Genomic DNA, 12,233 nt, shown 5'->3' on the forward strand with positions numbered 1-12,233 from the left:
CAAGCGCATATGCGTTCATGCTGCGCGTCCGAATGCGATCTGATCGAGAGATTCGGATGTCCAAGCATCCGACAATCCGCACGACCGCGGGTTCGCCAAAGGATTTTCAGAGGTTAACGCAGTTGGGGATATCCGCTCAACGCTCTGGAACCCTCCATTGCCTTACGCACTTCGCATAACCGACCGGAGGTCGTGCGCGGTCCGCGCGTGGGCGAATGTTTAATCGGTGCAGAGTTGTTCTGAATTCGGAACCGACTGCAGCTTTCAATCTGTTGTTCGGACGGTATGGTGCGCGCAAATTCATCGGAGTGGTTTCATTGACGTCAATCCAGGATGGGCCTCGCCGCCTTGCACGATTTTGGCGTAAGTCGACGGGCGGCGCTGCACGGCAGATATCAGCGGATAGTTCTGACGAGCTTTCTCGTGGAGCGGTATTGATCGGCCAAGGCGTACAAGCGCTGGAGGTGTCCGCTGATCTGCGCCCGACTTCGCCCGCATCGTCGAAAAGCGTCATCGCGCAGGTTCGCTTTTATGATGAGGTGGGCAAGGCGATGGAGGCAGGGTCTCCACCGTTGCGACACTCCGACAAGGTCGGCAGTTATTTTCATCCCTACGATTATATGCGTGGCGGCACATTTCGTTTCGTCATACCGGCGCCGAGCGGGGCAGCGAAGGCGGAGGTGATCTTGCGCCATTGGCGCAAGCTGGACAAGACGCCGTATGGTGCCGGCGCCGTGTCCATCGAGTCAGTCGATCCAATCGCGGCGCCGCAACGACCAGGGGCCCTAGTGCGGGAAGACGACGCTTGGTCGGCTGAACGTGTCTTGCGCGGCGCCATCAAGTCATATGCAACCGCTCTGACGGCAGGCGTGGACCCCCTTCCAGGGCATGAGGCGCCTTTTGGCGAGGCTGTCGCCGAGCACTTCATCTTCGAGACGAGGGACGCCAAGCTTGCGCGGGGGTTGGCGCTTAGACGGCTTGCGGCAGGTCGCGACCGAGACGCCCTGTTTCTTTTGCCGCTTGTGCCCGACCAACGTTTGTTGGAGGCCGCGTGCCGCCGTGCTCTGCTGGACTGGGCTGAGAGCTTCTCTCCGCCTGGGCTCGAGCGGCGTCTCGGAGATGCGGGGGCTGTGGTCCTGATCGCTCAAGAAAGAAGTCCGCTGATCGGGGAGTCTATCCTGAGTTTCTTCAAAGAGCGGGATTGGCCTCTGGAGGTGTTTTCTCCTGATTGTCCGACCGGTTCTCTCGCCCTCGGCGTGTGGACCGCAGTCGAACCCTTGGATGGAGCCGAGGCCGGCCAGGCCGTTCGGTTGGCGGATCAGGTCGTGCGAGCGGGTAGGGGGCGGGACCTGAGGCTTGTATGGGCTTCAAGCGCAAGAGACGCCTTGGTTGCGGCGTCAGTGGGTCGACGACTGGAAATTCCGATCGTGTATGAGATCGGCGATGCCGCAGAATGGATCGACCGTTTCAACGACGCCGTTTGGCGATCGACCGACGAGGGACAAAGAGAGGAAGCGCTTCTGCGCGCCGCGTTGCGGACCGCAGATCGCCTGGTAATCCAAGACGAAGGCCAGCGCGCGTGGCTGTCGATGCTGACCGAAGGTTCAGAACGGATTTATTGCGCTGGTTCAGAGCTCGCCATGCTGAATGGCCTCGCGAGAGGAAATCACGCGACCGGAACCGCGTCGGAATGAACATGCAGCCCAACCAGGACTTGGCGACGTCCCGAATTTCCGGATTGCAGGAGGCGAACCGCATCGGCAGGGTTTACGCCGATTGGACGGCCCTAAAGGCTGCCGGCGCGATTTCCGACGCCATTTGCGCCGTGGAGGTCTTGCAAGCGTACGATCGGCCTCGACATCTCATGAACGCCCGACTTCGGGAGATGCGGACATGGTTGCCCGTCGCGCTGTTGAAGCGTGGCCGGCCCCAAGACGCGCAGACGGCGCTCGATTTGGCGGAGAACGCCTACGGAGCCTCTTCCCAAACGCGTTCTGCCCAGGCTCAGATTTATTACCATTCCGGACGGCTGGGAGACGCCGCCGCGGCGTTCGGAGAGGCGCTCGTTCTCCTGAAGCCGACGACCAAGCCCTCTCCTGCTTATGACCGAGCCGCCCACGCCTGGGTGGACGCCCTTTGCCTGAACGGTGAGCATGAGCGGGCGCGCAGGCTCGTGGAGCGACTGTTCGCCAAACGAACAACCTGGAAGACGGACAATATCCGCGCCCTGCGCCTGACGGTGAAATCCGCCGCAGATCTGGACGAATTCGCCGCGTTTCTGGCTCCTTCTTTCAGCAAGCAGGGCGCGGAATCCCGAACGGCGCTTTATCATTACTCGATGGCGTGTCGCGAACAGGGGCGTTATCGGGAAGCCGAAGCGGCGGTTCGCCAGCGCTTTATCACCAGCGCTGAAATCGTCGGCTTTGGCTCCAAAAAGGCTCCGTCGAAAAGCGCGCGCCAAGGTTGGGTCGAGGACGCGCGCGTTACGCTGCAGAACCTTAAGCAAGCGCTGGATGAAGCCGAAGCTCCAATGTTCCTGATCAGCGGCACCTTGCTTGGCTGTGTCCGCGAGAACGACATCTTGGGACACGATAAGGATATCGATGTCGGGGTGATGGAGGCGGGCTTGGATAAGGCGAAGATCCAGGATGTCATCGCCCGAAGCGGCTGGTTCTCGATAAAGCCCTATCAGTCGCCGGGCCTTCTTCGCCTTCAGCACGCGAGTGGCGTGTTAGTCGATGTGTTCTGGCATCGCGAAGAGGATGGCCGCATCGTCCACGAGGGCCTGAAAAGCAAATGGTGGAACTCGCCGTTCGATTTAGTGAGCCGTGAGTTTCTTGGGCAAGATCATCTGATTCCCCGGAACTACGACCTGTATCTGCAAGAAAACTACGGAGATTGGGTGCGACCTAGCGTCGAGTTCGAAACGTTCGTCGATACGCCCAACATGGTCATCACTCACGAAGGTGAGATGATGTGGTATTATTACTGCAAGATTTTTGAGTATTATTTTTCGGGAAAATTCCCGCAGTTTGAGAAGGTCGCTCTGGCGATCTTGGCGCAAAGGCCCCGAGATTGGGCGATTGTGCGGGTCCTTGAATCAGTTCGTCGATTTGAGCTGGGGCGGAGTGCCGGTTGATCGTGGTTCCCGCCAGGCTTTCTGTCCCGGGATGTAGAGGGTCCAGCCATCGGGATGTTTAAAGCAAAGCACATCCATGGCGCGCCCCGTTCGTCGCCGGATGATTATTTTTCTTGTGGCCTGCTCCACACGGCGCTCCTCGGTCTCACGAACGGGACGATGATAGGTGCGGACTATGTGGTGACGACGAAGCTCCGGTGACATTCCAATGACGCTCCATATGGTTGACTGGAGTGAGGGATAGTGGAAAGGGTGCGGCGATGCGCAAGGTCATAACCTACGGTACGTTTGATCTCTTCCACATGGGCCACCTTCGGCTCCTGGAGCGCCTCCGCGCGCTCGGAGACCACCTGACGGTTGCAGTCTCGACAGACACCTTCAACACGATCAAAGGCAAGAAGAGCGTTGTGTGCTTCGAGGAGCGAATGCACATCATCGCCGCGCTCCGCTGCGTCGACGATGTCATTCCCGAAAACGACTGGTCGCAAAAAGCGGTGGACATCGTTTCGCGCGGCATCTCCGTGTTCGGCATGGGGCATGACTGGCAAGGTCATTTCGACGACTTGAAGCCGATGTGTGAGGTCGTTTATTTGCCGCGCACCGAAGGCATCAGCACCACCTTGATCCGCGAATCGATTGTGTCGCCCACTACGGTCCGCGCCATACTGACTGAAATCGACGCTGCTGCACCAAACATCGCAGTGGGGCGTTGATTCTCTAGTGGCTTCATTACCAATCGGCTGCAGACCGGCGGCGGGCGTTAGCCGGCCGCAACCGAAGCCGTGAGCGCCATGCGCATCGCAGTAATCTTTGGCACGCGGCCCGAAGCCATCAAGATGGCGCCGGTTATCCGCGCGTTGCAAGCGAATCCATCCTTCGAATGTCTCGTCTGGTCCACCGGCCAACACAGGCAGATGTTGGACCAGGTCCTGTCTCTGTTCAGTCTCCGCGTTGATGAAGATCTGGGCTTAATGCGGCCAGACCAGACCTTGAACGAGCTCTTTTCTTCTGCCGTTCTCGGCGTTGACCGAGTGCTGAAGGAAAACCGGCCTGATCTGCTTCTGGTCCATGGCGATACTTCAACTGCGGCGGCCGCCGCCACGGCGGCGTTTCATCGCAAGGTCTCCATCGGACATGTAGAAGCCGGGCTGCGGAGCGGGCGTCTGGACCAGCCATGGCCCGAAGAGTTCAATCGCCGTGTCACAGATATGGTCAGCGATCATCTGTTCGCCCCCACCGAAGGGGCGAGACGCAATCTTCTGGCGGAGTCTGTCCCGGCGGACAAAGTCCATGTGACCGGCAACACGGTCATCGACGCGCTGCTTCAGGTTCAGGAGCGTCTTCGCGCAAACCCCGTGAGGGCGGCAGAACTGGCCACTCGCTTCGACATGATCGAGGATGAGCGCCCGCTGGTTCTGGTGACGGGTCATCGCCGAGAAAATTTCGGGGAGGGTTTCCGAGGAATCTGCGCAGCCATCAAGCGTCTGTCCAACTCTGGCGCGGCTCAGGTGATCTTTCCTGTTCACCTGAATCCACACGTGCGAGGCCCTGTCCGGGAAATGCTGGCCGACTGCCGCGGCGTTCACCTCATCGAACCGGTGGATTATGAGGAGTTCGTCTATCTCATGGGGCGCTCGAGCGTCATTCTGACCGACTCCGGGGGAGTCCAGGAGGAAGCGCCGTCGCTCAACAAGCCGGTTCTGGTCACCCGCGATGTCACAGAACGTCCCGAGGCCGTTGAAGCGGGTGTTGCAGAGCTGGTGGGGACCAGCCCGGACCGGATATACGAGGGTGTCCTGGCGGCCTTGATCCGTCCCGCCATGAATGTGACCAACCCGTATGGTGATGGATACGCGTCGCAGCGTATCGTAGAGAAGTTGATTAATGTCGCTGACCGTTTACGCTGAATTCAACGCTTCTCCTTTGCCGAGGCTCGATCTTGTGGTGGTCGGCTTGGGCTACATCGGCCTTCCCACTGCGGCGGCGCTGGCGCGAGCCGGCCACCGGGTTGTGGGCGTCGATGTAAACCCTGATGTTGTCGATGCGGTCAATCACGCCCGTCCGCACCTTGTGGAGCCGGGACTGGAAGATCTCCTTGTCGAGGTTGTCGAGAAAAGAGCGCTCAGCGCGACGACGGACATGCCTGAGGCGGAAGCCTATCTGATCGCGGTGCCCACCCCTGTGGGTCAGGATCAGTTTCGTACGCCCGATCTTAGCTATGTTTTCGCTGCCGCAGACGCAATCGCGGCTCGCCTGCGTCCCGGCTGTCTCGTGGTGCTGGAGTCCACCTCGCCCGTGGGCACCACGCGCAAGATGATCGACCGCATGAAGCGGGCGCGGCCTGACCTTCGTTTCCCTGAACCGGGCGAAGATGCGGGGGCCGATATCGACGTCGCTTATTCGCCTGAACGGGTTATTCCGGGGAAAACGCTGTCGGAATTGACGAGCAATGCTCGTGTTCTTGGGGGCGTGACCCCCAAGGCCGCTATGCGGGCGGCGCGGATCTATCGATCGTTGACGACAGGCGACCTCCTTTTGACCGATGATCGTTCTGCGGAAATGGTTAAGCTGGTTGAGAACGCTTTCCGGGACGTGAACATCGCGTTCGCCAACGAGCTATCGCTGATCTGCGACCGAATGGGGATGGATGTCTGGGAAGTGATCGCGCTGGCCAATCATCATCCCCGCGTCGACATCCTGAAGCCTGGGCCGGGGGTGGGCGGGCACTGTATCGCCGTTGATCCCTGGTTTATCGTCGCCCAGGCGCCTGAGCAGTCCCGTCTCATCAGGACCGCGCGCGAGGTGAACGACGGCAAACCGTGGTTCATCATGGATAAGGTCAAAGCGCTTCTGGATCGGGATCCAGAAGCCCGCGCCGCTTGCCTGGGGTTGACCTTCAAACCGGACGTCGATGATTTTCGCGAAAGCCCGGCGCTCGAGATCGCGCGGGCTCTAAGTCGCGCCTATCCTGGCCGGATTGTGTGTGTTGATCCCTATAAGGATCTCCTCAACGACCCTGAGGACCTCGTCTTTACGACGTTCAAAGAGGCCATGACCTGCCAGGTGCTGGTCGGTCTGGTTTGCCATAGTGAATTTTACACGACGGAACGACCAAGGGGCCAACTCGTCGATGCCTGTGGGCTTTGGTCGTAACGCTGGCTGAAGCGAATGGAAGTTGCTAGAGGGCTAGGTCATAGGCAGCGAAGCGGAATGACATGAGTGCTATGCCGCCATGGCTTTCAGCCTCCACCCACTCCCCTGACAGGACAAAGACTGCGTTCGGGGGGGCTCTGAAGCGTCTCTGGCGCGGGAGTGAGGATGTACGCCGTACGATAAAGAGCACGGCGGTGGTCATCCATGCGCTGATCCTCCGCGAAGCGCTCACACGCTATGGGCGTCGTTCCGCGGGGTTCCTTTGGGCGATCGTTCAGCCCGTGACTCAACTGGTCGCCCTACTTCTGATTTTCGCCTACCTCCGTCACCGGACCCCTGCAGCCGGTGAGAGCCTGACGATCTTTCTCATGACAGGGATCATGCCTGTATTTCTGGTCAGGGGGGGGCTGAGGCAGGGCGCCGGCGCCATTGCGAGCAATCGCGGTCTCATGATCTATCGCAAGGTTGGGGCTTTCGAGGTGATTACCGCACGGCAGATACTTGAGCTGACGATAAGTCTCTGCGTCGTACTTTGTGTCATGCTTTTCATGAAGGTGTTTCACGGTCTCGCCTTTTACGAGTGGGTGGACCGCGGCTTTAGTCTGCTTCAGGCCTTGGCTGCCCTCGCTTGCCTGGCTTACGGACTTTCGTACCTGAGCGCGCAGATCGGGAGGATGTTCGATCAGTGGCGGGATTTTTCCGGCATACTCGGCCGCATCCTCTTTTTCACGTCAGGCGTGTGGTTCACGCTCGACAGTCTGCCGCCAGGAATACGAAAATGGGCGGTCTTGAACCCGTTGGCTCACGTGATCGAGTGGATCCGAGACGCCGCCCTGCCGACCTTCTCTAGCCTGCATGTGGATCGCCTTTATCCCTTCCAATTCGGACTGACGTGCCTGTTTATTGGGTTGTTCATCGATTGGTTGCATCAGATTAGCGGCTACGACCTCGTCGCGGGGCGGCGTCGATGATTGAGTTGATCGATCTGGAGAAATCTTACCTGACGCGTCACGGCCGCAGACCCATTATCCGGCCGACGAATTTTGTCTTTTACCGGGGGGCGAACACTGCGGTTCTGGGCTTGAACGGCGCAGGCAAGTCTACGCTGCTGCGGTTGATCGGCGGTGTCGAACGGCCAGATCGGGGGCGGGTGGTCCGATCGGTTTCCGTCTCCTCCCCCATTGGTCTGACAAACGCCTTCAACGGCGAGTTGACCGGAGCGGAAAACCTAAAATTCGTTTGCCGAATTTACGGGCGAGACATAGCCGAAACGACAGAGTTCGTTCGTGAGTTTTCGGAATTGGGCCCTTACTTCTATGAGCCGATCAGGACCTACTCCTCCGGCATGAAAGCTCGGTTGATGTTCGGTTTGAACATGGCGATAGACTTTCAGGTCTACTTGATCGATGAGGGCCTTAGCGTGGGCGACGCTTCGTTCCGCCGAAAATGCCACGAGGCTTTCGCGGAGCGACGGTCCCGATCAGATATCATCATGACCGCCCACAGCATGTCTACAATTCGGGAATTCTGCACGAGCGCCGTTGTTGTCGACAACGGCCGCGTCGTGCCTTTCGAAGATTTAGACGCCGCCGAGGAGTATTACATGGAAATCCTGGCCCGAAAGAGCATCGCATGACTACGATGGATGTGCCGGTCACTGCAGCGCAGGCGAAAGCAGCGGTCCGCCGTGCATGGCTGTGGCGCTCGGCGGTTATCGTCGTTCTCGGGCCGACACTGATTTATGCCCTCTACCTGCTGCTGCTCGCACCCGCGCAGTATCAGACGTCGTCCTCATTTGCGTTGCGCGGCGCACAGGCGGGTTCACCTCAAGACGCGCTGAGCCTGCTCGGCATCGCGGCGCCGACGTCGAACGCGGCTGACGCGAAGGTTGTCGAAACCTACATTCGTTCGGAAGCTATGGTGAAGGCGCTTCGGGAGAGCCACGGCTTCAACGAGGCCTATTCCCATTTTTCACTCGATCCCTTCTCGTATCTGTCCCCCAAAGCGTCTTTGCGTAAAGCGACGGCGTTCTGGCGGAGCAAGGTGAAGATCATCCACGACCCCGCCACACAGGGGGCTACTGTAGAGGTCAGCGCCTATTCGCCGGAAGAGGCGCTTCGTCTGTCTCAAGGCGTGCTCAGACTCAGCGAGGATCTCGTGAACGGTCTGCCGCGTCGCGCGATGCGCGACCTCGCAGCCGCTGCCGATCGCGAGATCGCCATGCGCCGCAAGGCCTATGAAGACGCTCGGGACCGCCTCACGGAATATACAGGGCGGAACTTCTCTGGCGTCCAAGCGGCTGCTCCGGCTCAGCAGGCCCTGTCACTGGTCGGATCGCTGGACGCCAGCCTAGCCGAGAAAAGGACGCAGTTGGCGACCGCACGCGAAACGTACCAGCCTGGCGCGCCTCAGCTTTCGGGTCTTGAGCGCGAAATTGAGGCGTTGGAGACAGAACGCGCTCGGGCGGTGGACCGGGCTCTCCAGGCGCCGGGCGAGCGGGCGGCCGGAGGCGAGATTGAGGCGCAAAGCCTGCTTCTCGACTATCAAGTCGCCCAGCAGAGCTATCAGGTCGCAGTTCAGGCCGCCGACACGGTTCGCCGTCAGCAGATTATCGATCGCAAATACATTGTTTCTTATGTGCCGCCCTTCCAACCTGAGACGTCCAACTGGTGGAGCCGTCTGGGTGGCATTGCGGCGGTGTTCTTTGGCGCCGCGCTGCTCTGGGGCGCGGGCACGCTCATCTATTCGATCATCCGGGACCACGTCGAGTGACCTTTTTCAACGCAATCATGAGCGCCTCCGCTGCACTGCTGCTCGTCAGCGGCGCAGCTCAGGCGCAGAACGCCGGCGCTGTCGAGCCTGCCCAGATCGCGGTCGACGCGCGCGCGCCAACCGGACCTGAACGACTGGTTCTAGAGCGGGGGCGGGGCGACAGGCCGCCGCCGCTTGGCTCGGAGATGTTCGGTGGGGCGGTGCTCGACAAGGATTCTGCGATTGTTGATCCGAACCACGTCCTGAGGCCGGGGGATCAGGTCCGCGTCACGATGTGGGGCCTTGTCAATGAGGCGCAGGACCTGGCGATCGATAGTCAGGGCAACGTCGTCGTCGCAGGCGTCGGTCCTGTACGGTTGGAGGGCGTGACTGCTGGCCGCGCGCCCGCGGTGATCGAAGCCGCTGCGCGAAAGGTTTATAGCGATGGCGTGCAGGTATACGCCGCTGCAATCAGCGCGAGTTCAACGCAAGTCTTGGTGACCGGTCCAGTCGGCCGACCCGGCGCTTACTCCGGGTCTTCCGATGATGCGCTCATCGTCTATCTGCAACGCGCGGGGGGCATTGACGCGGAACGCGGCAGTTACCGCCGAGTACGCATCATGCGGGGCGGTCGGACCTTGGAGACGGCCGATCTTTACGAGTTTCTGCGAAGCGGGATCCTGCCGGGTGTATCCTTCCGCAACGGTGACGCCGTGGTCGTTGAGGAGCAAGGGCCTGCGGTCTCGGTCACCGGCGACGTCCGGGCGGCCTATACCTTCGAGCTGTTGTCGGAAGGCGAGACGGGCGCGCAGCTGATGCGTTACGCCCGCCCACGTCCAGGCTCGACCCACGCCGCAGTGGTCGGCGTCAGAGATCGACAACCGTTCTCTGTGTATCTGCCTTTGGAGGCGTTTTCGAGCTTCATGCTGCGCGACGGCGATCAGGTCCAGTTCACCTCCGACGTTCGCAGCACCGAGGTTCTCGTCAGGGTGGAGGGCGCTCATGAGGGGGCGTCGGTTTTCACCCTTCCTAAGGGGACGACGCTGGGGGGGCTATTGCAGCAGGTGGCGGTCAGCCCCGACGCAGATATGAGTTCCATGCACCTAAGACGCGACAGCGTCCGCGTGGCTCAGAAGCAACTGATTGAAGAAGGCCTGGATCGGCTTGAACGCTCGGCCCTCACGGCTCCCGCGCGGTCGCCGGCTGAAGCATCAGCCCGTGCGGCTTCCGCGACGTTCTTGACCCAGTTCGTCGACAGGGCGCGTAGCGTGGAGCCGCTCGGCATTTTGGCCCTCAATGGTCGCGACCCGAACAGCGTTCGTCTAGAGAGCGGAGACCTCGTCGTCATACCCCGGCTTTCCCAGGTTGTTACGATCGCAGGCGAGGTCCAGGCTCCGCAGTCCTTGTTGGCGTTCAATGGGGGGGATGTCGATCAGTACGTCGCCGCCGCGGGCGGATTTACACGTCGCGCCGACAAGCGCCATGTTCTTGTCTATCGTCAGGACGGTCAGCTTCGCGACGGCGGCCGCGTTGAACCGGGTGATCGCATCCTTGTTCAGGCAAAGCCGGATTCAACCCTGCTGCCCTTCATTCGTGACATCACGCAGACACTGTTCCAGACAGCGGCCATCTTCCTCGCTTTCGATAACTGAGGCGCGGTTCCCTACCACGTAGCGCCCGCGTGGTAGGGATCCTTGCAGCCGATCGTCCAGGATCGGTGGTGTACGAGGATCATGCTTCCAAACCCCGATTTCGCCCTTGTCTGCTGACGAATCTCACCATCACGGTCGTCGAAAGAGCAAGAGATGAGCCATCGCTCTCGCCTTGGAGATACGCTGGCGCTTGTGGGGTCGTTGGCGCCGTGGCCCCTTCGCGTGTTCGGGGCGAGAGCGGCCTCCCGACGAGGGCTTCATGTAGCCGCGCTCAGAGCGGCGCCCAACGACCCTTGGGTGCTGGCGAATCTGGGTATGTTCCAAAGCGCAGCGGCAAACCCGCGAGCGAAGGTTGCCAAGGCGATCGGGCTGGCCGGGTTAGGCAAGGTGGTTGACGCCAAGGCGCTCCTAGGGCCGCTGCATCTCGTACCGTGGCGACACCGCACCCAACTTGCCAAAGTCATCGCGCCTTTTGATCCAGGGACAGGGCTGGACCTGCTCCCTCGCGAGGCGCTTGCATCGCGAGCCGCCTGTCTGATTGCCTTGGGAGCCGTCACAGAGGCCGAACAACTTCTGAATCAGCTTGGCGCCGGGAGGGAGACCGGCCTCCTGCGGGCGGCCTGTAGCACGCGCAAAGGTGCAAATCGGCGGGCCCGCATACAGATCAACGGGGTCTTTCTCGCGGATGGGCTGAAGGCCCCTTTTCCTGAAACGGATGAGCCTCTCACGCTCACTGGCCTGAATGACGTGTCTCGCGATCCGATCGACCAAATAGGAGGCGCGCTGGTATCTGTAGTGCTTGCGGTCCGCGACGCAGCGAACACGCTCGGCATGGCGCTGGACTCCCTGCGAGGGCAAACGTGGCGAAACGTCGAAATTCTGGTGGTCGATGACGCCTCAACCGACGGCACGGCTGATATCATCGCTGAGCACGCCCGTTCCGATGAGCGGGTCGTACCTCTGCGCAACACTGGGGTCGCCGGCGCTTATGGCGCAAGAAATACCGGGATCGAAGCCGCCCGAGGTAACTACGTCACATTTCATGACGCCGACGACTGGGCGCACCCCCAGCGGATCGAGCGCCAAGTCGCAGCGCTCGACGCAGGTAAGGTCGGCAGCGTGTGCTCCCATATCAGGCTGAATGCCGAAGGCCATCTTTTGGCGCCGCGCGTATTCCCGCTCGCACGGATCAATCCAATTCTTCTCATGGTGCAACGCGAGGTGCTTGTGCAGTGGGGCGGATTTGACAACGTCCGCTTGGGGGGGGATTCAGAACTTCTCGCTCGGATCGACGCGCTATACGGCCGAGACGCTGTCGCCAGGATCGCCGAAGTCCTCGTGATCGCCGGATGGAGCAGCTCTTCGCTGATGGGATCCGCTGACACGGGTCTGAAAGGCGATGGCGCTGCGTTGAGGGTCGCCTATGTCGAGGCGTGGCGTCGCCGGCATGCGAAGGGAGAATTCGCGACCAAAGCGCGGCAGGCCGCCAGCCTTGCTTTCGCCGAGAAGACGTGGCGTTAAGGCGCTGACTGGCACCG

Annotated in this window: 10 protein-coding genes; all 10 read left to right on the plus strand. The window is 60.7% G+C overall.

Annotated features, from left to right (window positions below; all coding sequences use genetic code 11):
- Positions 1-434: 434 nt before the first annotated feature.
- The 10 genes from ACODSC_RS09475 to ACODSC_RS09520 all read left to right on the plus strand — a co-directional run bounded on the left by ACODSC_RS09475 (position 435) and on the right by ACODSC_RS09520 (position 12,216).
- Positions 435-1,694, plus strand: a complete 1,260-nt coding sequence (locus tag ACODSC_RS09475; protein ID WP_488813650.1) for a hypothetical protein — start codon at positions 435-437, stop codon at positions 1,692-1,694.
- Entirely contained in the window at positions 1,691-3,139 is a 1,449-nt protein-coding gene (locus ACODSC_RS09480; protein WP_488813651.1) for a LicD family protein, read from the plus strand. The genes ACODSC_RS09475 and ACODSC_RS09480 overlap by 4 nt, the downstream gene beginning before the upstream one ends.
- A gap of 260 nt (positions 3,140-3,399) precedes the next feature.
- The gene (locus tag ACODSC_RS09485; protein WP_488813652.1) at positions 3,400-3,852 is read left to right on the plus strand and encodes an adenylyltransferase/cytidyltransferase family protein; all 453 of its coding nucleotides are present in this window, start codon (positions 3,400-3,402) and stop codon (positions 3,850-3,852) included.
- Between the two features lie 78 nt (positions 3,853-3,930).
- A complete protein-coding gene (gene wecB / locus ACODSC_RS09490; protein WP_488813653.1) occupies positions 3,931-5,046 on the plus strand; it encodes a non-hydrolyzing UDP-N-acetylglucosamine 2-epimerase in 1,116 nt (371 codons plus the stop codon).
- A complete protein-coding gene (wecC, locus tag ACODSC_RS09495) occupies positions 5,024-6,292 on the plus strand; it encodes a UDP-N-acetyl-D-mannosamine dehydrogenase (RefSeq protein ID WP_488813654.1) in 1,269 nt (422 codons plus the stop codon). Before wecB ends, wecC begins: the two co-directional genes overlap by 23 nt.
- Before the next feature lie 194 nt (positions 6,293-6,486).
- Positions 6,487-7,263, plus strand: coding sequence for an ABC transporter permease (locus ACODSC_RS09500; protein WP_488813655.1), 777 nt, complete (start codon positions 6,487-6,489; stop codon positions 7,261-7,263).
- Complete coding sequence (locus ACODSC_RS09505) at positions 7,260-7,928, plus strand: ABC transporter ATP-binding protein (protein WP_488813656.1); 669 nt, start codon at positions 7,260-7,262, stop codon at positions 7,926-7,928. Before ACODSC_RS09500 ends, ACODSC_RS09505 begins: the two co-directional genes overlap by 4 nt.
- On the plus strand, positions 7,925-9,064 hold the full coding sequence (locus ACODSC_RS09510; RefSeq protein WP_488813657.1) for a KpsE/RkpR family capsule polysaccharide export protein: 1,140 nt from the start codon (positions 7,925-7,927) through the stop codon (positions 9,062-9,064). Before ACODSC_RS09505 ends, ACODSC_RS09510 begins: the two co-directional genes overlap by 4 nt.
- Positions 9,061-10,695: a polysaccharide biosynthesis/export family protein gene (locus ACODSC_RS09515; protein WP_488813658.1), complete on the plus strand. Its 1,635-nt coding sequence runs from the start codon at positions 9,061-9,063 to the stop codon at positions 10,693-10,695. The genes ACODSC_RS09510 and ACODSC_RS09515 overlap by 4 nt, the downstream gene beginning before the upstream one ends.
- Positions 10,696-10,992: 297 nt before the next feature.
- A complete protein-coding gene (locus ACODSC_RS09520; protein WP_488813659.1) occupies positions 10,993-12,216 on the plus strand; it encodes a glycosyltransferase family 2 protein in 1,224 nt (407 codons plus the stop codon).
- Positions 12,217-12,233 lie beyond the last annotated feature (17 nt).

The sequence above is a fragment of the Brevundimonas sp. FG128 genome (assembly GCF_057809775.1).